At 70.0% G+C, this 23,695-nt stretch carries 14 protein-coding genes, 1 tRNA gene and 1 other RNA gene; 4 read left to right on the top strand and 12 right to left on the bottom strand.

All coding sequences use genetic code 11. From position 1 onward, the window contains the following. Positions 1 to 63: 63 nt before the first annotated feature. The gene (gene clpB / locus FV226_RS12855; RefSeq protein WP_147763203.1) at positions 64 to 2,694 is read right to left on the bottom strand and encodes an ATP-dependent chaperone ClpB; all 2,631 of its coding nucleotides are present in this window, start codon (positions 2,692 to 2,694) and stop codon (positions 64 to 66) included. A gap of 203 nt (positions 2,695 to 2,897) precedes the next feature. On the opposite strand from clpB, the gene FV226_RS12850 reads away from it, so the two are divergent. Next, positions 2,898 to 3,668, top strand: a complete 771-nt coding sequence (locus tag FV226_RS12850) for an MOSC N-terminal beta barrel domain-containing protein (protein ID WP_147763202.1) — start codon at positions 2,898 to 2,900, stop codon at positions 3,666 to 3,668. Between the two features lie 7 nt (positions 3,669 to 3,675). On the opposite strand, the gene FV226_RS12845 is transcribed toward FV226_RS12850, so the two are convergent. From FV226_RS12845 to FV226_RS12815, 7 genes are all read right to left on the bottom strand, one after another. Beyond that, positions 3,676 to 3,921 (bottom strand): hypothetical protein, encoded by a 246-nt coding sequence (locus FV226_RS12845; protein ID WP_147763201.1) that lies wholly within the window; start codon positions 3,919 to 3,921, stop codon positions 3,676 to 3,678. Positions 3,922 to 4,124: 203 nt separating this feature from the next. Continuing rightward, positions 4,125 to 4,334, bottom strand: coding sequence for a hypothetical protein (locus FV226_RS12840; RefSeq protein WP_147763200.1), 210 nt, complete (start codon positions 4,332 to 4,334; stop codon positions 4,125 to 4,127). A 267-nt stretch (positions 4,335 to 4,601) separates the two neighbouring features. Then, complete coding sequence (locus FV226_RS12835; RefSeq protein ID WP_147763199.1) at positions 4,602 to 5,969, bottom strand: aminotransferase class I/II-fold pyridoxal phosphate-dependent enzyme; 1,368 nt, start codon at positions 5,967 to 5,969, stop codon at positions 4,602 to 4,604. Next, positions 5,966 to 13,387: a type I polyketide synthase gene (locus tag FV226_RS12830; RefSeq protein WP_187278749.1), complete on the bottom strand. Its 7,422-nt coding sequence runs from the start codon at positions 13,385 to 13,387 to the stop codon at positions 5,966 to 5,968. Before FV226_RS12830 ends, FV226_RS12835 begins: the two co-directional genes overlap by 4 nt. Before the next feature lie 292 nt (positions 13,388 to 13,679). Beyond that, entirely contained in the window at positions 13,680 to 15,020 is a 1,341-nt protein-coding gene (locus tag FV226_RS12825) for a UDP-glucose/GDP-mannose dehydrogenase family protein (RefSeq protein WP_147763197.1), read from the bottom strand. A 164-nt stretch (positions 15,021 to 15,184) separates the two neighbouring features. Continuing rightward, positions 15,185 to 17,338 carry a glycosyltransferase family 2 protein gene (locus tag FV226_RS12820; protein WP_246691593.1) on the bottom strand — a complete coding sequence of 718 codons (2,154 nt, stop codon included), beginning with the start codon at positions 17,336 to 17,338 and terminating at the stop codon, positions 15,185 to 15,187. A gap of 10 nt (positions 17,339 to 17,348) precedes the next feature. After that, positions 17,349 to 18,401 (bottom strand): hypothetical protein, encoded by a 1,053-nt coding sequence (locus tag FV226_RS12815; RefSeq protein WP_147763195.1) that lies wholly within the window; start codon positions 18,399 to 18,401, stop codon positions 17,349 to 17,351. 232 nt (positions 18,402 to 18,633) lie between these two features. On the opposite strand from FV226_RS12815, the gene FV226_RS12810 reads away from it, so the two are divergent. Further along, positions 18,634 to 18,708, top strand: a tRNA-Val gene (locus FV226_RS12810). A 260-nt stretch (positions 18,709 to 18,968) separates the two neighbouring features. Here FV226_RS12810 and FV226_RS12805 read toward each other — a convergent pair. Further along, positions 18,969 to 19,364 carry a TIGR02300 family protein gene (locus FV226_RS12805; protein ID WP_147750190.1) on the bottom strand — a complete coding sequence of 132 codons (396 nt, stop codon included), beginning with the start codon at positions 19,362 to 19,364 and terminating at the stop codon, positions 18,969 to 18,971. Positions 19,365 to 19,541: 177 nt separating this feature from the next. On the opposite strand from FV226_RS12805, the gene FV226_RS12800 reads away from it, so the two are divergent. Continuing rightward, positions 19,542 to 19,739 carry a hypothetical protein gene (locus FV226_RS12800; RefSeq protein WP_147750191.1) on the top strand — a complete coding sequence of 66 codons (198 nt, stop codon included), beginning with the start codon at positions 19,542 to 19,544 and terminating at the stop codon, positions 19,737 to 19,739. A 132-nt stretch (positions 19,740 to 19,871) separates the two neighbouring features. Here the strand turns inward: FV226_RS12800 and ssrA are convergent. Further along, positions 19,872 to 20,229, bottom strand: a transfer-messenger RNA (tmRNA) gene (gene ssrA, locus FV226_RS12795). 95 nt (positions 20,230 to 20,324) lie between these two features. Here ssrA and FV226_RS12790 point away from each other — a divergent pair. Next, the gene (locus FV226_RS12790) at positions 20,325 to 20,597 is read left to right on the top strand and encodes a DUF2312 domain-containing protein (RefSeq protein WP_147750192.1); all 273 of its coding nucleotides are present in this window, start codon (positions 20,325 to 20,327) and stop codon (positions 20,595 to 20,597) included. A gap of 99 nt (positions 20,598 to 20,696) precedes the next feature. Here the strand turns inward: FV226_RS12790 and FV226_RS12785 are convergent, their stop codons facing one another. Then, on the bottom strand, positions 20,697 to 22,244 hold the full coding sequence (locus FV226_RS12785; protein ID WP_147763194.1) for a GMC family oxidoreductase: 1,548 nt from the start codon (positions 22,242 to 22,244) through the stop codon (positions 20,697 to 20,699). Then, positions 22,241 to 23,659, bottom strand: coding sequence for an alpha/beta hydrolase (locus FV226_RS12780; RefSeq protein ID WP_246691592.1), 1,419 nt, complete (start codon positions 23,657 to 23,659; stop codon positions 22,241 to 22,243). The genes FV226_RS12785 and FV226_RS12780 overlap by 4 nt, the downstream gene beginning before the upstream one ends. Positions 23,660 to 23,695 lie beyond the last annotated feature (36 nt).

Genomic DNA, 23,695 nt, shown 5'->3' with positions numbered 1-23,695 from the left:
GCGGCGCAAAGAAAAGCCCCGGCCGCTCGATCCGAGCGGCCGGGGCGGGGTGCGATCCGAACCTCAGTTCAGGGTCACGTTCTCGGGCCGCCGGCGCGGCTCGGGGGAGGTGCCGGCGATGACGAGCCCGGACGGGCCGACCCCGACCGGCACGCTCTCGCCGTCGTGGATCTTGCCCGACAGCAACAGCTCCGCCAGCGGGTCCTGCACCGTCTTCTGGATCACGCGCTTCAGCGGTCGCGCCCCGTAGGCCGGGTCGTAGCCGCGGTCGGCGAGCCAGGCGCGCGCCTCGGCGTCCACGTCGAGGGCGATCTTGCGCTCGTCGAGCAGCTTCTGCAGCCGGACGAGCTGGATGTCGACGATCGCCCCCATTTCCGCCCGCTTGAGGCGGTGGAACAGAATGATCTCGTCGATCCGGTTCAGGAACTCCGGCCGGAAGTGGTTGCGCACCACGCCCATCACGTCGTCCCGAACCGCGTCGGTGTCCTCGCCGTCGCGCTGCGCAACCAAGTACTCGGCGCCGAGGTTCGAGGTCATGATCAGCAGCGTATTCCGGAAGTCGACCGTGCGGCCCTGTCCGTCCGTCAGGCGCCCGTCGTCGAGCACTTGCAGCAGGACGTTGAACACGTCCGGATGCGCCTTCTCGATCTCGTCGAACAGGACGACCTGATACGGACGGCGCCGCACCGCCTCGGTGAGCGCGCCGCCCTCCTCGTAGCCGACATAGCCGGGGGGCGCGCCGATCAGCCGGGCCACGGAGTGCTTCTCCATGTATTCGGACATGTCGATGCGCACCAAGGCGGTGTCGTCGTCGAACAGGAAGTTGGCGAGCGCCTTTGTCAGCTCGGTCTTGCCGACGCCGGTCGGCCCGAGGAACATGAAAGAGCCGATCGGCCGGTTCGGGTCCTGCAGGCCGGCGCGCGCGCGGCGGACCGCGGTCGAGACCGCCTCCACCGCCTCGCGCTGCCCGACGACCCGCTTGCCGATCGCGTCCTCCATCGCGAGCAGCTTGTCGCGCTCGCCCTCCAGCATCTTGTCCACCGGCACGCCGGTCCAGCGGGAGACGACGCCCGCGATGTGAGCCGGCGTCACCGCCTCCTCGACCATCCCGTCGCGCGCGACCGCGCCTTCGGCCGCCGCCTCGATCTCGGCGAGCCGCTTCTCCAGCCCGGGGATCACGCCGTAGGCGAGCTCGCCCGCGCGCTGGTACTGGCCCTGACGCTGGGCGGAGGCCAGGTCGTTGCGCGCCTCGTCGAGCTTCTTCTTCAGTTCGGCGGCGGCGCCGAGCTTGTCCTTCTCCGCCTTCCACCGCGAGGTAATGGTGGCCGACTGCTCCTCGAGGTCGGCCAACTCCCGCTCGAGCCGGGCGAGCCGGTCGCGCGAAGCCGAATCGGTCTCCTTCTTCAGGGCCTCGCCCTCGATCTTCAGGCGCACGATCTCGCGGTCGAGGTTGTCCAGCTCCTCGGGCTTCGAGTCGACCTGCATGCGCAGGCGCGAGCCGGCCTCGTCCATCAGGTCGATCGCCTTGTCGGGCAGGAAGCGATCGGTGATGTAGCGGTTCGACAGCGTGGCGGCGGCGACCAGGGCCGAATCCTGGATGCGGACGCCGTGGTGCTGCTCGTACTTCTCCTTGATCCCGCGCAGGATCGACACCGTGTCCTCGACGGTGGGCTCCGAGACGAAGACCGGCTGGAAGCGGCGGGCCAGCGCCGCGTCCTTCTCGACGTGCTTGCGGTACTCGTCGAGTGTGGTCGCGCCGACGCAGTGCAGCTCGCCGCGGGCGAGCGCGGGCTTGAGCAGGTTCGAGGCGTCCATGGCGCCGTCGGCCTTTCCGGCGCCGACGAGGGTGTGCATCTCGTCGATGAACAGGATGATGCCGCCGGCCGCCGCCGTCACCTCGGACAGCACCGCCTTCAGCCGCTCCTCGAACTCGCCGCGGAATTTCGCGCCCGCGATCAGTGCGCCGAGGTCGAGGGCGAGCAGGCTCTTGTCCTTCAGGCTCTCGGGCACGTCGCCGTCGACGATGCGCAACGCCAACCCCTCGACGATCGCCGTCTTGCCGACGCCGGGCTCGCCGATCAGCACCGGGTTGTTCTTGGTCCGGCGGGACAGCACCTGGATCGTACGGCGGATCTCCTCGTCGCGGCCGATCACCGGGTCGAGCTTACCCTCGCGCGCCGCCTCCGTGAGGTCGCGGGCGTACTTCTTCAGGGCGTCGTAGGCGTTCTCGGCCGAGGCGTTGTCCGCGGTGCGGCCCTTGCGCAGGGCGTTGATCGCGCCGTTGAGCGAGGCCGGCGTCACGCCGGCGGAGACGAGCGCCTTGCCGGCCTCGGTGTCCTTCTCGACGGCGATCGCGAGCAGAAGCCGCTCGACGGTGACGTAGGAATCGCCCGCCTTCTCGGCGGCCTTCTCGGCGGTGTCGAACAGGCGGACCAGATCGCGGGTCGCCTGCGGCTGACTGGCGTTGCCGGACACCTTCGGCTGCTTAGCGAGCCACGCCTCGACCTGCGCCAGCGCAACGCGCGACTGGCCGCCGGCGCGGTCGATCAGGCCCGCGCACAGGCCCTCGGGGTCGTCGAGCAGGACCTTCAGCAGGTGGCCCGGCTGTAATTGGGGATGGCCCTCGCGCATCGAGAGGTTCTGCGCCGCCTGGACGAAGCCGCGAGCGCGCTCGGTGTATTTTTCAAAATTCATGCGTGTCTTCATCCTACCGCTTCGGCCTCCGCCGCCCTAGAAGGCACGGTGTCGGCCCGAGACGTCGCCTCCCCGGCGGAAACCGCCGCAGAAAGCCCCGGCGCCGAAGGCCGCCGGTCACAGGGATGTGGTGTTGTAATTGCGCACCACAAGAGGGTGACGCCCCCTTGCATCCCGGCGAAGATCCAGGTCACGGTGCGGGCATGACGACGACGCTGTCCGCCCTCTACCGCTACCCCGTGAAGGGGTTCAGCCCCGAGCCGCTGGAGCGAACGGTGCTGGAGACGTCGGGTTACTTTCCGGGCGACAGGCTCTACGCCATCGAGAACGGCGATTCCGGCTTCGACCCGGTTGCGCCGCGGCACCAGCCTAAGACGAAGTACCTGATGCTGATGCGCGACGAGGCGCTGGCCCGCCTGCGCACGCGCTACGACGACGCCACGGCGACGCTCACCGTCGAGGCGGACGGCGAGACGATCGTCGCCAAGCTCGACACCGCGGCGGGCCGGGCGTCGCTGGAGGACCTGATGCGGCGTCGGTTGCCCGACGCCCTGCGCGGGGAGCCTCGGGTGCTCGCGGCGCTGGAGCACACCGGATACCGCTTCACCGATTCGAAGATCGGATACGTCTCGCTGATCAACCTCGCGAGCGTCCGCGCGGTCGAGGAATACGTCGGCGCTCCGGTCGACCCGCTGCGCTTCCGCGGCAACCTCCACGTCGAAGGGCTCGCGCCCTGGGCCGAGCTGGAGATGGTCGGCCGCGTGCTGGAGGCGCCGAGCGGCCTACGCCTGAAGTTGACGAAGCGCACCGTGCGTTGCGCAGCGACCAACGTCGACCCGGTCAGCGGCGCGCGCGACCTCGACATCCCCTGGGCGATCGATGCGCATCTCGGCCACCGCGATTGCGGCGTCTACGCCGAGGTGATCGCCGGCGGCATGCTCGCCGTCGGCGACACCCTGACAGCGATCGGCTGAGGCGGGATCAGGACGACCGCCGCGCGACGAACACGGGTTCGCCCTCGGTGCGGCGGTGCTCGCAGGAGATCTTGAGATAGCGGTGGTCGCCGCCGGGCAGACCGGCCGCGGCGGCCATGGTCTGCGCGTGCATGACGCATTCCATCGGGGTGCGCGCCGGCGAGACGATGACGTCGAGCGCGGTCTCGCGGGAGCAATCCTGCGCCAGGAGCGTGCCGGCGCAGACGAGGGCAACGGACAACAGATCGGACATGACGGACCTCGAGTTCGGGTGATCGACAGGTCCGCGGGGTGCTCGGGCGTTCGAGCCACCGCGTGTTTCTTGTCCGGGCGTTCCTCGTAACGACGTTTCTCTTGATGAGCTTCGGCTTGCCGACGTTGGGCTTGGTCGCGACGGTGTCTTTGCAGGGGCCGTGCCAGATCGACAGCATCGATCGTGGCTGTGACCTTGCCGCATCAGTCCCGGGCGGAGAGCCAGACAGGCTCGGGCTCGGACACCGGCATCAAGGCGGCGACCGCGTCGAGGTCGACGATGTAGTTCTCGGTCAGCAGGCGCCACATGTCGGCGGGAGACGTGGCGCTGCGCTTCAGGCCATCCACCGCCTGGGCGAGCAGCCCGGTGTGGACGAGGGTGGGGCGGGTGAGGAGCGGATCGGAGTGCAGCATGGTCGGCGGTCCCTGGAAGACACCACCAAGGTCGCAGAACGTGGTTAAAGGACCGTTAAGCACAAAATCCTGAGATAGATCAGGCTAGGGACCGACCGCGGGTCTTAAATCGGCTGGAAGCAGTGTTCTGCGCTCAACCTACGGGTGTCTTGCAAACCAAAGGTCTGGATTGGCAAAATGCAGGTCGCGTCTCTGGAATTCCCTGCTGACACGCAGAACGCCCGGGCTCGAGACCCGGGCATTCCGAACATCTTATCTCGTGGATCGTCAGCTGCGCTTGGCCAGAAGCTGCTCGATCAGCGAGCCGCCCTTCTCGATGGCCGCGAGTTCTTCGGCAACCGCGGCCACCGTCTCGCGGATCTGCTCTGGGGTGTGCTCCGAGGTCATGAAGAAGCGCAGGCGCGAAGCGCGCTCGGGCACCGCCGGATGGATGATCGGCTGCACGTTGATGCCGCGCTTGTACAGGCGGTCGGACAGGGTCACCGACTTCAGCGAATCGCCGACGATCACCGGAATCACCGCGAGGCCCATGCTGGTGCCGGTGTCGAGCCCGCGCTTCTTGGCGCAGGCGAGGAACAGAGCGCCGTTCTGGCGCAAACGCTCCACCCGGTCCGGCTCCTCGTGCATCACTTCGAGGGCTGCCTCCGCGGCGGCGGCGAGCGGCGGAGACATGCCGACGCTGTAGACGAAGCCGCCGGCGGTGCACTTCAGGTATTCAATGAGGGTGGAGGCGCCGCAGACGTAGCCGCCGCAGGCAGAGAGCGTCTTCGAGAAGGTGCCCATCCAGATGTCGACCCGCTTGGGGTCGATGCCGGCATGCTCGAACAGCCCGGCGCCGCTGCGCCCGAGCACGCCGAGCCCGTGGGCGTCGTCGACCATCAGCCAGGCGTTGTAGCGCTCCTTGAGGGCGATGAAGCCGGCGAGGTCCGGCGCGTCGCCGTCCATGCTGTAGAGGCCCTCGATCACGATCAGGGCGCGGCGGTGCTCGTGCCGCGTCGCCTGCAGCAGGCTTTCCAGCGCGTCGAGGTCGTTGTGGGCGAAGGAGCGGCGCTGGGCGCCCGACAGCTGCGCGCCGGTGACGATGCTGTTGTGGATCAGGGCGTCGTGGAAGATCACGTCGCCGGCTTCGAGCAAGGCCCCGATGGTCGTGACGTTGGTCGCGTGCCCGCTCACCATCACGACGCAGGCTTCGGTCTGGTAATGCGCAGCGAGCGCCTTCTCCAGGCTGATATGGCCCGGCCGCTCACCAGCGACGACGCGGCTCGCCGACGACGAGGTGCCGAACTGGGTGATCGCCTCGCGCGCCGCATCCGAGATGCGCGGGTGTCCGTTCAGCCCGAGATAGTCGTAGGAGGAAAAGTTGACGAAGGACCGGCCGGCGATGCGCGTGGTCGCGCCGGCCTTGGTCTCGTGGACGTGGAAGAACGGGTTGTCGAGGCCGATCAGCTCGGCGGCCGAGCGCTGCAGGCGCAGCTCGCGATAGCCCGGAAGGCTCGCGAAATCCTGCACCGACGGGTCACCGCCCTTTTCCGGAGCGCGCAGAGCCGTCGGCCGGGGCGCGTTGCGCCCGAGCCGGTTCGTCACGAAGCCCGCGAGCGCGGCGCGCCCACCGTCCGGCCGTGGCGATTGGGTCATGACAGGATCTCTTTACTCTCGAGGCTCTTTTTCTCGACGAGGTCCTGGAACGGCTGAAGCACCGCCGCGTCGACCTCGCTGCCGACGTGCCTGGAGGCGAGGCTCAAGGCAACGCCGGCAGCCTCGTCCATCGGCGCGGAAACCGCCTGAATTAAGGACTCCGACAACTCGTTCACGGTCATCCCCGACGAGAGGCCCGCGGGCGGCGAATCGAGGCCGAAGCGCTCCTGCAGGCTCGTGCCGAGCTCGACGCCCATCAGGGAGTCGAGGCCGATCTCCGAGAGCTGCCGCACGCGGCTGATGTCGTCCTTGGGCAGGCGCAGGATCCGGGCGATGTCCTCGACGATCGCGTCGGACACCGTCTTGCGCACCGCGTCGACGTCGCCGCCCTTGAGCAGCGTGCCGATGCTGATCGCGGCCACCGCGCCGGCTTCCATCTGCTGGTCGGAGCCGAGGTCGTCGTAGCTCGGCGAGCGCATGGTCGCGAGGCGCTCGCGCGTCTTGCCCCAGTGCATCGAGGCGATGGCCAACACCGCGTCGTCGGGCGTCGAGCCCTGGGCGCCGAGCGCGTCTGCCATCAGGTCGAGGCAGCGGCGGGCCTCCATCGGCGTGACGCCAACGCGGCCGGCGAGGCCCTCCATCACCGCCTTGTTGCGGGCGAGCATGCCGACGTCGCCGATGGCACCCCAGGCGACGGCCAGCGCCGGCAACCCGCGGCGGCGGCGCTGGCGGGCCAGCCCTTCCATGAAGCCGTTGGCGGCGACGTAGGCGCCCTGGCCCGGGTTGCCGATGAAGGTGGTGGCCGAGGAGAACACCACGAAGTAGTCGAGCGCGCGCTCGCGCGTCGCGGCGTCGAGGTTCTGGGCGCCGACCACCTTGGGGCCGATCACAGCGTCGAGGCCGGCGGCGTCGAGGTTGGCGATGAGACCGTCCTGCAGCACGGCGGCGGCGTGGATCACGCCGGCGAGCTTGCGGCCGGACGCCTCGACGCCGGCGAGCAGCGCGTCCACCGCAACGCGGTCGGTGATGTCGCACGGCGTCGCCTCGACGGTGATGCCGTGGGCGGTGAGATCCGCGACGACCGCCTTGGCCTCCTCCGTCTCCGCGCCCTTGCGGCCGACGAGGAGCAGGTTCCTGGCGCCGCGGTCGGCAAGCCAGCGCGCCGCCTCGCCGCCGAAGCCTCCGAGGCCGCCGGTGATCAGGTGCACGCCCTCGGCCGAGACCGCGAAGGGGGTGCTGCGCGCGGCGAGCACCCGGCCGGGCTTGGGTGGCGCGATCACGATCTTACCGACGTGACCCGATTGCTGCATCAGCCGGAACGCATCCGAGGTCTCGTCCGCGGTGAACGGCTGATAGGGCAGGGGCTTGAGGCCGCCGTCGTTGAACAGAGCCATCACCTCGCGGAACATCCGCGCGCCGTCCTCGCCCTGGTGCTGAAGCACCTGGTCCAGGTCGACGCCGAAGTAGCTGAGGTTCCGGCGGAACGGGCGCAGGCCGATATGGGTGTTGGCGACGTAGTCGCGCTTGCCTAGCTCGATGAAGCGGCCGAACGGCTTCAGCGCGTTGAGCGAGCGCTCCATCGCCTCGCCGAACAGGCTGTTGAGGACCACGTCGACGCCGGTGCCGGTCAGCGCCCGGATGTCGTCGACGAAGGCGAGCGAGCGCGAATCGAGCACGTGCTCGGCGCCGAGCGCCTTCACCAGGGCGCGCTTTTCGCGCGAGCCCGCTGTGGCGATGACGCGGGCACCCTTCAGCTTGGCGATCTGCAGCGCGGCCAAGCCGACGCCGCCGGCTCCGCCATGGACCAGCACCCACTCGCCGCGGCGCAGGCGCGCACAGGAGACGAGGCCGTAATAGGCAGTGAGGAATGCGACCGGCACGGTGGCGGCGGCCATCGGGTCGAGGCCGTCGGGCGCCGGCGCGACTACGAGCTCGGGCACGACGATGTGGGTGGAAAAGCCCGACTGGGCGAAGGCCACGACCGGATCGCCGACCTTGAACGCCTTGACGCCGGCGCCCACCGCGACGACGCGGCCGGCGCATTCGAGACCGAGGCGAGGTCCCGCGAAGCCGTCCTCCAGGATCTCCTCCGGCAGCATCGACAGCGCCCAGAGCACGTCGCGGAAGTTGAGGCCTGTCGCCTCGACGGCGATCTCGACCTCGCCGGCCTCCGGTGCGCGGCGCGTCGCCGGACCCCAAACCATCTCATTGAGGCCGCCGGTGTTGCTGCGCTCCAGGCGCGCGGCCTCGGCCGGCACCGCCTCTGGATCGGTCCGCCGGGCGGCGTGGCCCGGACGGAAGCGGATCACCCGCGTGCGGTCGTCGTCGAGGACGATCTCGGTCTCGGGCGTGCCCGAGAGGATCAGGTCGCGCAGGCGCTCGGCGGAGCGCTTCGAGCCGATCTCGGGCGCAAGGTCGATGCGGCGCACGTCGAGCGTCGCGATCTCGTTGGCGAGCGTGCGGGAGAAGGCCCAGACCCCGGCCTCGACCGAGGCCGCCGACCCGCCGGCATCGCGGGTCGCGCCGGGGGAGACCACCCAGAGCTTGGTCGGGCGCGCGCCGAGATGCTCGGTGCAGCGCTTCAGGCTGAGGCACCGGTCGCGCAGCCGGGCGGCCGCGTCGCCGCCGCGGGTGAAGGCGCCGGCCAGGAACACCACCGTGTCCGGGGTCTCCCGCTCCAGCTCCAACAGGGACGCCTCGGAGTCGAGGATGATCGAGACGTGGACGCCGGCCGCGACGAGCAGGGTCGCGAGGGACGACGCGGTCTCGGCGGCGAACTCGTCGTCCGAGCCGATGACGAAGGCGAAGGTCTGCCCCGCCGCCTTGCCGGGTCGGGGCGGTGCCTCGGCGACGAGCAGCAGGTCGTCGCCGTTGACGGAGGCCGCGCGGTCGACCGCGACGCTGACGAGGCCGGTGGCGCTCAGCGTGCGCTGCCAGCCCGGGATGTCGTCGAGGCGGCCGACGGGCATGTCGCCCACCCCGGCCTCGAACCAACCGGGGATCAGGCCGAAGACGAGGTCGCGGAACAGCGAGGCGCCGGGCTCGACGGCGAGCAGCAGGCCGCCGGTGGCAAGCGCGTTGGCCAGCCGCTGCGGCAGGTCGCGGTCGCCGCGGTGCAGCGCGCCGCTGGCCAGGATCAGGTCGAAGCCGGCGGCGGGGAGGTCCTCGGCCGCCTCGATCACCGCGACGCCGCGGGGCAGGGCGAGGCGGGCACGCTCCGCCAGGCGACGGTCGGTGTCGAACACGGTCAGGCGCGCCTCGGCCGTCTCGGCGAAGGCGGCGGCCTGGGCAGATAGCGGACCGAAGCCGACCTGCAGCAGGCGGAGCGCCCGGTCCTTCGGCAGCCTGTCGCGGCAGGCCTCGGCGATTCCAGCGACCACGTCGGCGGAAGCGCGGGCGGTGGCGCTGCGCAGGGTGAACGCGTCGAGCGCATTCTGCGGCAGGCTCGGGGCCTCGGTCAGCGTGCCCGCGAGCAGGCGATCGACCAGGGCGCCGACGTCGGCCAGCAGCACCAGCTCGGCCGACAGCTCGGGATGGTCGGCCGCGATCCAGCGCATGATCTCGGTCGGCGCCGGCAGGGCGTCGCCGTCGCCGAGGCGCCAGCGCCCGCCATCCTGCTCGGCCAGGCCGCTGCTCTCGAGCGCGTAGAGGGCGTTGACCAGCCAGGGCCGCATCTCGGCGGGGACGCGCGCGTCGACGGAGACGGCGGTGCCCTGCTTGAGGCCGGAGGCGAGGCGGTAGGCGAGGGAGGTCGCCCAGCCCTCGAGCAGGAGGTGGCCCGGTGAGAGCGGGGCGCCGGACGCGGCCCGCGCGACCTTGGCGGACGGCTTCAACAGCGCGGCGATGCTCGAAGGACGGTCCATCGCGATCGCGGTCGGCTCGGTGGCCAGCTCCACCCCTTGCGTGATCGCGTAGGCCGCGAGGTCGCCGCCGCCCTTGGCGCGCAGGGCCTGGAAACGACCCTCGCGGATGGTGGCGACCACCTCGCCCTCGGTGTCGAGGATGGTGAAGTCGGCCAGGATCGAGCGCTCGTTGCAGCGCCGCGTCCGGATGACGGCCCGCGCGATCGAGGCGCCGGGGCGCAGCAGCCGGACCTCGCCGAAGCGGACCGGGATGTAGGCCTTGCCGGCGTTCTCGCCGAGCAGGTCGGCGAACAGCAGGATCAGGCCGTGGAAGCAGGCGTCGAGCCGCGCCGGCACCAGGCCGTAGCGCGTGTCGGCCTCGGCGGGGACGAGGTCGGAGACGATGGTGACGTCGTCGATGCGTGCGCTCGCCGCGACCTGGCGAAAGCTCGGCCCGAAGCCGAGGCCGGCGGCCTCGGCGCGCAGGTAGAGCTCGTCGCCGGTGAGCACGTTCTCGGACGGCATCTCGACGTCGGGCCGGACCGGAGGGGCGAAGGTGCCCTCGACGATCTTGGCCGAGGCGTGCAACTGCCAGGGCGACGGGGTCAGGCGCGGGCGGCTGAGGACCTGGACGGCGTTGCCGGAGCCGGCCATCCGCACCGCGACCTCGCGCAAGGCCTCCTCGCCGAACACCATCGGCGAGTGGATCTCGAACTCGGCGAGCACGATGTGGTCGCTGCGCAGGGCCTCGCGGACGGCGGCCAGCGCCATCTCGACGAAGCCGGCGCCCGGCATGATCGCCTGGCCCTCGATGCGGTGGTCGTCGAGTTCCGGGATCGTCGCGATGTCGGCGTAGCCGTGCCATTCCAGGCCGTCGACCTGGACGCGAGAGCCGATCAGCGGATGGTAGACGCGCGCCGTCGCGGAGCCGAGGCTTTCGGTGGTGTCGCCAAGGCGGAACGGGCGGCGCTGCCAAGGGTAGGTCGGCAGGTCCAGTGCGCCCGAAGGCGCGTCGCCGAACACGGTCGGCTCGTCCACGGCGGCGCCCTGGACCAGGGCGGCCGCCAGCGCGCGGGCGATCGGATCGCCGCCGCCGGCCTTCTTGTGCATGACGCCGACGGTGGCGTTGTCGATGCCGAGCGGCTCGATGGCGTCGCCGATATGCGACATCAGCGTCGCGCGCGGGCCGACCTCGACGAAGATGCGGGCGCCCTGGCGGGTCGCCTCCTGCACCGCCTCGGAGAAGCGCACCGGCTCGCGGATGTTGCGCCACCAGTAGGTTCCGCCGAACTGGGTCCCGTCGAGCACCGACCCGGTCACGGTCGAGACCATCTTCGTGGTGCCGGTCGAGGGCTTGAGGCCGGCGAGGTCGCGCAGCAGCGGCTTCTCGGTCGGATCCATGAACCGGCCGTGGAAGGCGTAGTCGAGGTCGAGCTTGCGCCCGCGCCGGCGCTTGCGCGACAGGGCCTTGAGCGCAGCGTCGATCGCGGCGACCGGCCCGGCGACGGTGACCGCCTTCGGGCTGTTGTAGGCGGCGATGTCGAGGGTCGGGTAGTCTTTGAGGAAGCCTTCGACCTCCTCGGCCGGCATCAACAGCACCGCCATGGTGCCCTGGCCGCGGGTCGTCTCCTGATGGTGGCTGCGGTAGAAGATCACCTTCACCGCCTGCTCGAGGCTCAGGATGCCGGCGGCCTCGGCCGCAGCGATCTCGCCGACGCTGTGGCCGAGCACGAATTTCGGCGCGAGGCCGGCGGCGCGCAACGCCGTGGTCGAGGCGCTCTGGATCGCGAAGATCAGCGGCTGCGAGACGCTGGTGAGCGCCAGGCGCTCTTCGAGGTCTTCGGCGTCGAGTGCCGCCTTGAGCGACCACTTCGAATAGGTCGCGAACAGCGCGTCGATCCGGTCGAAGGCGGCGCGGAACGCCGCGTTCTCGGCATAGGCCTCGCGGCCCATCCCGGCCCACTGGCTGCCGTTGCCGGAATAGACGAAGGCGACGTCCGCCGCCCGGTCGATCGCGGTGCCGGTGAGCGCGACCGCCGAATCCTCGGCCTCGCCGACGGCGCGGAGCTCGCCGGCGATGTCGGCCTTGCCGTCCAGCGTGATCGCAAGGCGAGACGCCAGGCGCTCGCGACGGTGCGCGGCGCCGGCCGCGATCCGGGCGGCCTCGGCAGGGTCGGCACCGTCGAAGCGCTCGGCGTAGTCGAGGGCGAGTTCGTTGAGGGCGGCGCGGCTCTGGGCCGACAGCAGCAGGATCTCGGGCGCGCGAGCTGCGGAGGCCGCCGCGGCGACCGGGGCCGGATCGGTCAGCACGATGTGGGCGTTGGTGCCGCCGAAACCGAAGGAGTTCACGCCGGCGAAGCGCTGGCGCGCGCCGCGCGGGATCGCCAACCCGGTCTGCACCACGTGCAGGTTCATCTCGGCGAACGGGATGTCGGGGTTGAGCTCGGCCGAATGCAGCGAGGGCGGCACGAGGTCGTGCTCGAGCGCAAGACTCGCCTTGAGCAGGCCGGCGAGGCCGGAGGTCGGCTCGGTGTGGCCGATATTGGTCTTGATCGAGCCGATCGGCAGCGGGCTCTTGCGGCCCTTGCCGATCTTGCCGCCGATGGCGGAGGCCTCGATCGGGTCGCCCACCGGCGTACCGGTGCCGTGCGCTTCCATGAACGCCACGTCGTCGAGGTCGATCTCGGCCTCGCGGTAGACCTGCTCCAGCAGCGCGCCCTGCGCGTAGCCCGAGGGCAGCGAGATGCCGGTGGTGCGCCCGTCCGAGTTGACGCCGGTGGCGGCGATCACGCCGCGGACGGTCGAGCCGCCGCGTCGCGCGGCTTCCGCCGACTGCAACACAAGCACCACTCCGCCCTCCGAGCGGACGTAGCCGTCGGCGGAGGCCGAGAAGGCTTGGCATAGCCCGGTGCGCGACAGCATCTGCGCGTTGGAGAAGCAGATGAAGTTGAATGGGCTCGCGAGCAGGTTGACGCCAGCCACGATCGCCGTGTCGACGCGGCCCGAACGGATCGCAGCCACCGCGTTGTCGAGGGCCACGAGCGAGGACGAGCAGGCAGTGTCGACGGTGAAGCTCGGCCCCTTGAGGTCGAAGATGTACGAGATCCGGTTCGACAGGATCGAGAGCGTGTTGCCGGTGGCGGCGTAGGCGTCGCCCGACGGAACGTCGAGGATGCGAAGGTTGCCGTAATCGAGCGACGAGGCGCCGACGAACACGCCGATCGGGTTGCCCGCGACGTTCGAGGGCCGCATGCCCGCGTCTTCCAGTGCCTCCCAGGTCAGCTCGAGCAGGAGCCGCTGCTGCGGGTCCATCTGCTCGGCCTCGCGCGGCGAGATGCCGAACACCGCCGGGTCGAACGACCAGATGTCGTCGAGCACGCCCGCGGCCCAGGTGTAGCTCTTGCCGCGCTCCTGCGCCCGCGGGTGCCCGAACCGGTCGAGCGACCAGCGGTCGCCGGGGATGCGGCCGACTGCGCAGCGCGCCTCCGTGAGCAACTGCCAGAGTCCATCGACGCTCGGCGCGCCGGGAAGCCGGCAGGCGCGACCGACGATCGCGATGTCAGTACGTTGTGTCACGTTTGATTCGCACACGCTCGTTAACGGAAAACGGATCGGGCATCGGCAGCACCACGCTTCGAGGCGATGCTTAGTATGGCTCTAAATCGCTGTCCAACCTGAGGGAGGGACGACGGCATCGAAGAGGCCGGTTTGCGCTCGGCTGTCGTGAATGTTCATCAACCTAAGCTTTGCCGCAGACTTGTCACTGTCGCCATCTGAACCGTTCAAAACCGGTGAATTTGTGTTGAAAGCGCCGCGTCATTGCAGCGCGCGCCGATCGATCGACCTCTGGACGCTCGAGTTGCCGGCTTCACCCGCCGTCTCGGTCTTCGGATCGCCCGCCCCCCGACGCACGTCCCACGCCAGCGTAGCGGAAGCCGAGGCGTTCCACGTCCTGGACGCGGTAGACGTTGCGCAGGTCGACCAGGACCGGCTCGGCCATTGTGGTGCGCAGCCGTTCGAGGTCGAGCGCCCGGAACGCGTTCCACTCGGTGACGAGCACCAAGGCGTCGGCGCCCTCGGCGCAGGAATAGGGGTCGTCGGCGTAATCGATGTCGGGCAGGAGCGCACGTGCTTGGCCCATTCCCTCGGGGTCGTAGGCCCGCACGGTCGCACCGGCGTCCTGCAGACCGGCGACGATCGCGAGCGAAGGGGCATCGCGCATGTCGTCGGTGTTGGGCTTGAAGGTGAGGCCGAGCAGCACGATCGTCTTGCCGCGCACCGAGCCGCCGCAGGCCTGGATCACCTTGCGCGCCATCGCCCGCTTGCGGCTGTCGTTGACCGCGACGACGGTCTCGACGATCCGCAACGGCGTCCCGGCATCCTGCGCGGTCTTCACCAGCGCCAGCGTATCCTTGGGGAAGCACGAGCCGCCGTAGCCCGGGCCTGCATGGAGGAACTTCGCGCCGATGCGGTTGTCGAGGCCGATGCCGCGGGCGACCTCCTGCACATCGGCGCCGACCTGCTCGCACAGGTCCGCGATCTCGTTGATGAAGGTGATCTTGGTCGCCAGGAAGGCGTTGGCCGCGTACTTGGTCAGCTCGGCGGTGCGCCGTCCGGTGACGAGGATCGGCGCGGCGTTGAGGTAGAGCGGGCGGTAGACCTCCCGGATCACCTCTTCGGCGCGCGCGTCCTCGGCACCGATGACGATGCGGTCGGGTCGCTTGAAGTCGTCGATCGCCGCGCCCTCGCGCAGGAATTCCGGGTTGGACACGACGGCGAAGTCGGCCTCGGGCCGCGCCTCGCAGATGATGCGCTCGACCTCGTCGCCGGTGCCGACCGGAACCGTGGATTTGGTGACGATCACCGTATAGCCGGTCAGCGCCGCCGCGATCTCGCGGGCCGCGGCGTAGACGTAGCTGAGGTCGGCGAAGCCGTCGCCGCGGCGCGAGGGCGTGCCCACCGCGATGAACACCGCGTCGGCGCCCGCGACCGCCGCCGCGAGGTCGATCCCGAAGCCGAGCCGACCCCGGCGCACGTTCTCGGCGACGAGCGCTTCGAGACCGGGTTCGTAGATCGGCATGCGCCCGGCGCGCAACGCCTCGATCTTGGCCGGGTCCTTGTCGAGGCACACGACCTCATGCCCGAAATCGGCAAAACAAGTCCCGGACACCAGGCCGACATACCCCGACCCGACCATGACAATCCGCATGCAACCTCCGTCGTCGGCTCGGATGCGATCGCCGATTGCACTGCAGCATTACCCTGGATCGGCTTCGCAGGGAACAGACCGTACGGCGCCCCTCGTCCCAGAAGCTCCGGGCGAAACCGTATCACTGTCCCACCGCCCGGTAGGGTGAAAATACGAACACGGGGTTAGAATCGGTAGTGCCCAGAGATGCGTGACAGATTGATGTTATAATAGGGATCCGCCCGCAGACGCGCCCCCCAGCGTGCCTGCATCACGGCCGTCTCGCGTTCGAATCGGATCAGCTTCTCGGGCGTATCCTCGGGTCCGCGACTCTTCGACTCGTGGTGGACGAGGGTGGCGAAGGGCGTCCAGACGATCCGGTAGCCCGCCTCGCGCACGCGCAGGCATAGATCGACGTCGTTGAAGGCGACCTTCAGGTCCTGCGCGTCGAAGCCGCCGACGGCGGCGAACACGTCGGCGCGCATCGCCAGGCACGCGCCGGTGACGGCCGAGGCCTCGTGCGCGACCGTCATCCTCCCGAAATAGCCCGGCGCGTCGCCGTCGACCCCGAGATGGCTGTGGCCGGCGACCCCGCCGATCCCGAGGATGACGCCGCCGTGCTGCACCGTCCCGTCCGGGTAGAGGAGCTTGGCGCCGACCGCGCCGACATCAGGCACCAAGGCGATCGAGACGAGCTCGCGGAGCCAGCCCGGCTCGATCACCTCGACGTCGTTGTTCAGGAACAGCAGCACGGAGCCGGTCGCCGCCGCCGCCCCACGGTTCGACAGGTCTGAGAAATTGAACGCGCCGGGCACCGCCACCACACGCAGGCGCGGGTCGTCGCGATATTCCGCGAACAGGGCGCGGGTCTCGGGCTCGCGGCTGTCGTTGTCGACGACGACGACCTCGATCGTCGGGTAATCGGTCCGACCGAACAGGCCGTCGAGGGTCACGCGGAGCAGTTCGGCGCGGTCGCGCGTCGGGATGATCACCGAGACGCGCGGCGCCGGATCGGGGATCGGGCGCACCAGCCGGTTGAAGCCGGCGGGACCGCGCTCGGCCCTGCCTCCCCAGGGGGCGACGATCTCGTCCAGCGCTCGCAGGCGGGCCGCTTCGGTGCGCGCGCTCGCCCGGTCTGAGAACGTACCCGAGCCGCTCGCAGCGCGCCAATGATAGAGCACCGCCGGGATGTGCCGGATGCGGGCGGAGTCGAGCCCGTCGGTCAGACGCAGCAGAAGGTCGTGGTCCTGGCTGCCCTCGAATCCGGGGCGCAAGCCGCCGACGGCCCGGAAGGCCTCGGTGCGGACCACGGTAAGGTGGTTGATGTAGTTCTGCGCGTAGAGCAGCTCGTGGTCGAAGTCGGCCTTGAAGTGCGGATCGAACCGGTTGCCGCGGCGGTCGACTTTGTCCTCGTCGCTGTAGATCAGCACCAGATCGGGATCGGCGCGGATCGCCCGCGCCACCTCGTAGAGGGCGTGCGCGGGCAGCGCGTCGTCATGATCGAGGAAGGCGCAGAACGTGCCCCGCGCCGCCGCCGCCGCGTCGTTGGTCGCGCGGGCGATGTGCCCGTTCTCGGCCCGGCGCGCGACGCGGATACGGGGGTCGGCGGCTGCGAAGCGCGCGAGCAGCTGCGGGATCCGCGGATCGGTCGAGGCGTCGTCGACGACGCAGAGTTCCCAGTACGGATAAAGCTGGGCCTCGACCGAGCGCAACGCCGTTCGCAGGACCTTCGGTGCCGGGTCGTGGACCGGCATCAGCACCGAGATCAACGGCGGCGCCTCCCAGGCGGCGACCTCCGCCGCGATCCGGCGGCGCTCGGCCGAGTCCAGGGTGTCGGCTCGCCGGATCCAGGCGGCGTAGCCGCCCTCGCTCCGGTGCCGCAGCGCCCGGTCGAGGAAGCTGCGCCCGCGCACCCGTTTGCCGAGGCTGCGCCAATAAACCGCCCGCACCGCAAGCCCGGGGGCCCGGGAAAAGGCTCTCGCCACCAAGGCCGGACGGGTGCGGCGGCGGATCGTGATCCGGCTCGGATGCGGAGGCCTGCCGCCGGCGAGGTTCGCCACCCGGAGGGCGCGGATCGTCGCCGGGACCTGACCGGTCCAAGCGGAGACGCCGGCGCCGACGGCCTCGTGCGCGACCGGAACGCCGAACCGGGCCTCGTCGCTGACGACGAGACTCATCAGCGGGTGGGCCTCGCGCGGCGCGGCGGGGTTGTCGTGCAGCGTGATCGTGACCCAGGCCCCGCCAAGCCCAAGGCCGGCGAGGTCGAGGCGAAGCCCGTCCGCGTCGCGGTGGACGACGAGCGTCCGATTCGCTCCGACGCCGACGAGGACAGCCTCGATATCCACCACGTCAGTGATTCCAGCTCTTGGCGAGGGACATCAGCACCGCGTCCGACATGGCGATGTCGAAGACCAGCATGTCGGCGACCGCCTTCACGGCGCGAAGGCGCTCGGCCAGGGCCAACGCCTCGTCGGAGATCGGAACGGGCGCCGGCAGAGGCACACCGCCCTCCAGTCCGATCTGGTCGAACAGGGTGGAAGCGAAAGCGTCGAAGTAGGTCCGGTGTCCGACGATCCCGAGGCGCGCGAGGATTTCGATCGCGACGATGGAATTTCCGGGGTGAAGCCGGTCGTCGGGTAGCCGCGTGCCGAGCTGGCGCGACAGCGGGTTGTAGAGGAGGTGGTAGGCCTGCTCCGGCAGCATCCGGAAGAAGCGCTTCAGGCTCTTTTGATCCGTGTAGTCGTAGTCGTCGACGAATAGGGCTGCCTCGGCATAGCGATCGAATCGCCAAGCGGCATCGTCCTCGGCCACCACCTTGGAACGCGCCTTCAGCCACAGCATCCGCGTGGCCATCTCCACATGCGGATCGTGGACCAGGATCGCCGACAGCATGCGATCCGGCGGGAAATACTGCTCGTAGCGCGGCACCACGAGCGCGCCGGCGATAAGGCGGGAGGTCGGAGTCTCGTTTCCGAGGACGCTGGTCACGATCTCGTCGGAGAGCTTGTGGATGCCGAAATGCGATTGCTGGAAATACGGGAACAGCGCGTTCTGCAGGCCGACTTCGGGATGGATGCCGGTGTGGATCAAAAGCACCCGGCGATCGATCAGGCCCTCGCGCGGGACGCGGCGATAGACCAGCACGTTGGTGTCGGCGTCGTAGAGCTCGAGGACCGGTATCGCCGCCAGGCCCGGCACTTCGGATTCCCGCAACACGAACACGCATTGCCCAGTGGAGTGCCAGCCGCTGCGCTGGAACGCGGGCTCGGTGATCGTGGCGGAGACTTCCGCGACCCGCTGCCCCTCGACGGACACCACGACCCGGCTGACAGCCAAGGGGTTGTCCGGGACGATCCAGCCATGGATCACGTCGCCGTTATCGTAATCGATGAAGAACCGCATGTCCCGTCGCTGCAGCGCCCGTCGCCCGGGCCCGATCCCGGGCGACCTCTAGCGCCGACCGAGACCGCGCCATAACCCATTTCGAGGAGCGTTGCAGTGGGCAACGACGGGTCGACCGGACTGCGGCGAGACCGGACGACCAAATCCAGCGTTCGTTTCGTCCGTTCCGGCTTGCGCCCCCGGACGGCGAAGGCTATAGGCCCCCCACACCGGAGCCAAACGGCTTCGGCGGGGGCGCGTAGCTCAGCGGGAGAGCACTTCCTTGACATGGAAGGGGTCACAGGTTCGATCCCTGTCGCGCCCACCATTCCACTCGCGGAATGATCGATGATCGAAGCAAGGGCTCCGCAGGGGGCCCTTTTTTCTTGGCCGCAACAGGTCAGCGTGCAACCGGCGCCATGCCTGGGGTTCGAGCACCCGACGCGTGCCTCTGATGTCTCCATCCGACCTTGGGCCAATTCTGCCGGCAAGCCCGCGCAATTCGCATGCGCCCAGATCAGCCTCACGCTGACGGCGAATCGGGGACGTGGTCGCGCCGGGCGATCCGGCGCGACCTGCGTCGCGCGATCAATCGTCGTCTTCGTCCTCGACGTCGACGAGATCGGTGGTGTCGTCGTCCTCGTCGTCCACCACGAGGGTGTCGTCGTCGGCGGTCTCGCCGTCGGCATCCGGCTCGATGACGTCGTCGCCCTCGGTGTCCGTATCCGTGTCCTTCTCAGTCTCCTCGGCCTCGACCTCGTCGAGGGAAACCAGTTCTGGACCGGCGGCGTCGGCCTCGTCTTCGTCGGCGACGGGTTCCTTGCGGGCGGCGATCGGCGCAGACCGGCTCGCGAAGGGGGTGAGGGCGGCGGTCGGGACGACCTCGCCGGAATAGGGGGAAACCACCGGATCACGACCGAGGTCGTAGAACTTCCTGCCGGTCGTCGGGCAGATCCGTTTGGTACCGAGTTCGGGACGAGCCACGTGCGCCTTCCTGTGTCAGTGCGATCAAGACCCGTGATGTCGTGGGTTTTCGCGCGGTGTCAATTCATCTCGCTCGGCGCACGCATGGCGGACCTGCAGCGAAGACCGGAAAAGGACCGCCGGAACGCTGTCGCCGGCCCGCTCGTTCGATCTTCACAGCAACGGAGATCCACGCTCATGAAGTTCGCACTCCTCGCCGGCCTGCTCGCCCTCGGCGCCCTCAGCCAGTCCGCCCCGGCCGAGGCCAAGGGCTGCATCAAGGGCGCCATCGTCGGCGGCGTCGCCGGCCACATGGCGGGCCACGGCAAGATGGGCGCTGCCGCCGGCTGCGCCGTCGGGCATCACAACGCCAACAAGAAGGACAAGCAGCGCTAAGCGCCGCAGCCGCCGTTGCCTCGCCTCGCCGGCTCTCGGGCCTGCGGGGCGTCGCCCGGACATGCGTTTCCGCTCCGCCGAGAGGGCAGGGCGCTCAATCCGAGGCTGAGGAAAGGTGGGTCCCGGGGCCGAAGCCCCGGGTTCTGTTTCGACGGTTACCCTACCGCAAGATGCTTACGCCGCGAGGCGGGCATCCATGACAACGTTATCGTTGGCATTTAGGATTTGGTCAGGTGCCCGAAACGGGGGTTGCCCGCGTCGAACCGGTCGAGTCCCTACCGACAGTCGCATCGTACCTCACCGAAGTGAAGCTGAACTCGCGATCCCTTTACCGCCCAGTCGAACCTATTTCGCCCCCATCAGAAACGCAGCGCCGCTGCGTTCGTGGTGGAGGCGCCGGAGTACTGCCCTCCGGGTCCTGAAACGTTATTACGAACCGGTCATCAACCGCAGGTCTCATATAGACGATCGGCGGCCGGAAATCCAGATCCGTCGTGCGGCGCTCGGGGGATCGGCCGCCTTAACCGTTCGCTCACCCCGATGCGCGACGAGCCAGCCGTGGCTTCTCACGAACAGGGTTCTCGGATGACCGACACCATTGGAATCGCCGGCGACCGCATCCGCTCCATCGTCGAGCGGATCGAGCAGGTGGACGAGGAGATCAAGGCGCTGACGGAGGCGAAGAAGGAAATCTTCGCCGAGGCGAAGGGCGAAGGCCTCGACGTGAAGATCCTCAAGGAGATCATCCGCCTGCGCAAGCTCGACCAGGATGCCCGCGACGAGCACGAGACGCTGCTCGACGTCTACATGCGGGCGATGGACGCACCCGCGCCGAAGCCCGAGGCGATCGCTGCTTGATCGCGGCAGGGGCTCAGAAGGGGCCTCCAAGCGTACGAGATCGCACGCGACGCGGGTCTTCCCTTCCTCTGCGGATGAGGGATGACCCGCCGTCACATGTCAGGCGCCACTCAGCACCTTCTCCGCGCTGCGCAAGCTCAGGGCCATGATCGTCAGCGCGGGGTTCGCCGCGAGCGAACTCGGGAAGGTCGAGCCGTCGCAGACCCACAGGTTCGGCACCTCGAACGACTTCCCGAACGCATCGACCACCGCGTGGTCGCCGTCATGGCCCATGCGGCAGGTGCCGATGGTGTGGGCGACGCGGTCGAGCACCCAGATGTCGCGGGCTCCGGCCTGGGTCCACAGGTCGACCATCAGCTTCGTGGCGTGGGCGTTCAGGCGCGTCTCGTTGGGGCCGTAGCCGAAATCGATCGCGGCCTTGCCCATGCCGAGGGCGTCGGCCTCGTCCGAGAGCGTCAGCCGGTTGGCGTCGCAGGGCAGGGTCTCGCCGTTGATGCCGATGCCGGCCACGTGGTTGTAGTTTGCGAGGTAGTCGCCGAGCGCCTTGCCCCACAGCTTGCGCCCGCGCGCCACCGAGTTGGCGAAGGTCAGCGGCGCGACGCCGAGGCTCTGGACCAGATAGCCGCCTGCGAAGTCGGCGCCCTTCGGGCGGATCATGTCCTCGGTGATCAGCGAGGACGGGTAGCCCTTGTTCGGCCGCGTCTCGGCATCGAACGTGCCCCAGACCTGCGTCGCGACATGGCCCATGTAGTTGCGCCCGACCTGCCCGCTGCCGTTGGCCAGTCCCGTATGCAGCAGCAGCCGCGCGGTCTCGACGGAGCCGGCGCAGAGGAACACCTGCGCGCAACGCTGCCTGTGGTCGACGCCGCCCTGCCGGTAGATCACCGCTGTGATCCGGCCCTCGCGGTCACGCTCGAACCCGTGCGCGCGGGCCTCCGGCCGGATCTCGGCGCCATGCGCCACCGCCAGCGGGAGGTAGGTCACGTCCATGCTGGTCTTGGCGCCGTTGCGGCAGCCCTGATGGCAGTAGCCGCAATTGATACAGGCCGATCGCACCGCGCCGCCTTCTTGCGGGAAAGCGCGCGAGACGACGGCCGCGGGCGCGTCCGTGGCGCGGATGCCCATGCCGGCGCAGGCCTCGGCCATGATCTGCGCGGAAGCGTTGCGGGGCACGGGGGCCAGGGGGTAGCGCCGGCTCGCGTCCCACGGATAGCTCTGCGGGCCGGAGACGCCGATGAAGGCCTCGACGCGCTCGTAGAACGGCAGCAGCTCGTCGTAGTTCACCGGCCAGTCGGTGCCCTCTCCGGTCTCGGTACGGATCATCAGGTCGCGCTGGTCGGCACGCGGGCAGAACGCGCCCCAGTGGAGGGTCGAGCCGCCGACGCCGGTACCGCTGTTGTTGCCGCCGAAGGCTTCCGGCGTCGAACCGCCGCTAAGGCGCTCGTCCGTCCAGTAGATCTCGTCGGCGAGGGTCTCGTCGAAGGCGAAGGCCTGCGGATCGAAGTTCGGGCCGGCCTCGAGGGCGACCACGCGCGATCCGGCGGCCGCCAGGCGCGCCATCAGCGGCGCGCCGCCGGCGCCGGTGCCGATCACCACCGCGTCGACCACCTCGTCGGTGGAATAGCGGCTCATCGTATCAAGGTTCATCGTGCGTCCCCACCCTGCGCGACGGGCTCCCAGCCCTCGCGCTCGCCCAATCCGACCTTCGTGAACCCGACCGGCCGCGGCCCGTCGCCGCCCGCGCCGATGCCGGAAAAGCCGATCCAGGCGAGCGCCGCCGGATGGGCGAGCCATGTCCGCACCACGTCCGATCGCAGGTCCTCGAACCAGAAGGCCAACTGCTCCGGATCGAAGCCGCCGGCCGGACCGCCCGACAGGGTCTTGGCCTCGATCGCCTCGAGCAGGTCGTCCTGTGCCGCGCCGTCCAGCGCAACGAAGCGGCGTCCCCCCGCCTGCGCCGCGGCGTCGAGGCTGCGCAGGGCGGCGCGGTAGGCGGAGGCGTCCGGCGGCAACGGGGAGAAGCGCCAGCCGTCGCCGGCGTCGCCCGCGAGCCGCGCGTCGATGCGGGCGGCGAGATCGATCCCGGCGGCCTGCGGCAGCACCCGGGCGACGACGGCCCGCAGGATCGCCAGTTCCACCGCGTCGAGGGCCTGCGGGCGATAGGCGGGATCGTCCGGCGCGGCGCGCTCGTGCAAGGCCGCGCGCAGGCGGCCGTTGACCCGCTCGGAGGCGATCAGGTCGCGATACGCCGCGTCGATCTTCGGCGCTTCAGGCTCTTCCGTGTGCGGCGCGACGACGTGGCCGCGAATCAAGTCGGCGACCGCATCCGGCCGCTCGATCGGCAGCAGGTGGCCGGCGCCGTCGAGGGTGACCAGGCGGGCCGAACCGAAATGCGGCGCCATCAGCGCGGTTTGCGCCTCCGGCCCGAGGTCGCCGTCCTCGCCACCGGCAAGGATGAGGGCGGGGGTGCGCAGGACGCCGACGCGCTCGCACCAATCCTCGCGGCTTCCGCCCACGAGCCAGGCGCGCCAGGCCGCCGGCTCGGCGCGCAGCACGTCGGCGATTGCGGCCTCCGCCCGGTCGGCGGGGAGGGGGGCGCCGACGTTCGACGCGACGAAGGCCTCGGCCTCCGAATGCCGAGTCGCGGCGTCGGCCCCGATCCAGGCGATCATCGCCGCGCGACGCTCTTCCTCCATCGGCTCGGGGCTCGGCGGCGAGCCGGCGAGCAGGACGAGGCCGGAGAGCCCTTCGAGCCCCGCCTCGCCATCCTCGGCACGACGCGCCAGGGCGAGGGCCACCTTCGCGCCCATGCTGTGCCCGGCGACGAGCCAGCGTCCCGGCCGCGCGGCGCGGACCTTTGCCGCGACGTGGTCGGCCATCGCCGCCACGTCGTAGCCGGTCACGTCCGCGGCGTCGCCGAAGCCGGGCAAGTCGATCGGCACGCAAACGACATCCGCCCCGAGGCGTTCGGCCGTCGGCGCCCATTCCCGCGCACTGCCCCCGAGGAAGTGCAGGCAGAACAGGGTCGGCGGCGCAGTCGCGGCCGCGGTGGGTAAGTTCAAGATCATCGCAGCGAGATCGCGCGGGGCGCGTGGCAA

The organism is Methylobacterium sp. WL12 (assembly GCF_008039475.1).
Lineage (GTDB): Bacteria > Pseudomonadota > Alphaproteobacteria > Rhizobiales > Beijerinckiaceae > Methylobacterium > Methylobacterium cerastii.
This window is presented reverse-complemented; position numbering and strand designations above follow the sequence as displayed.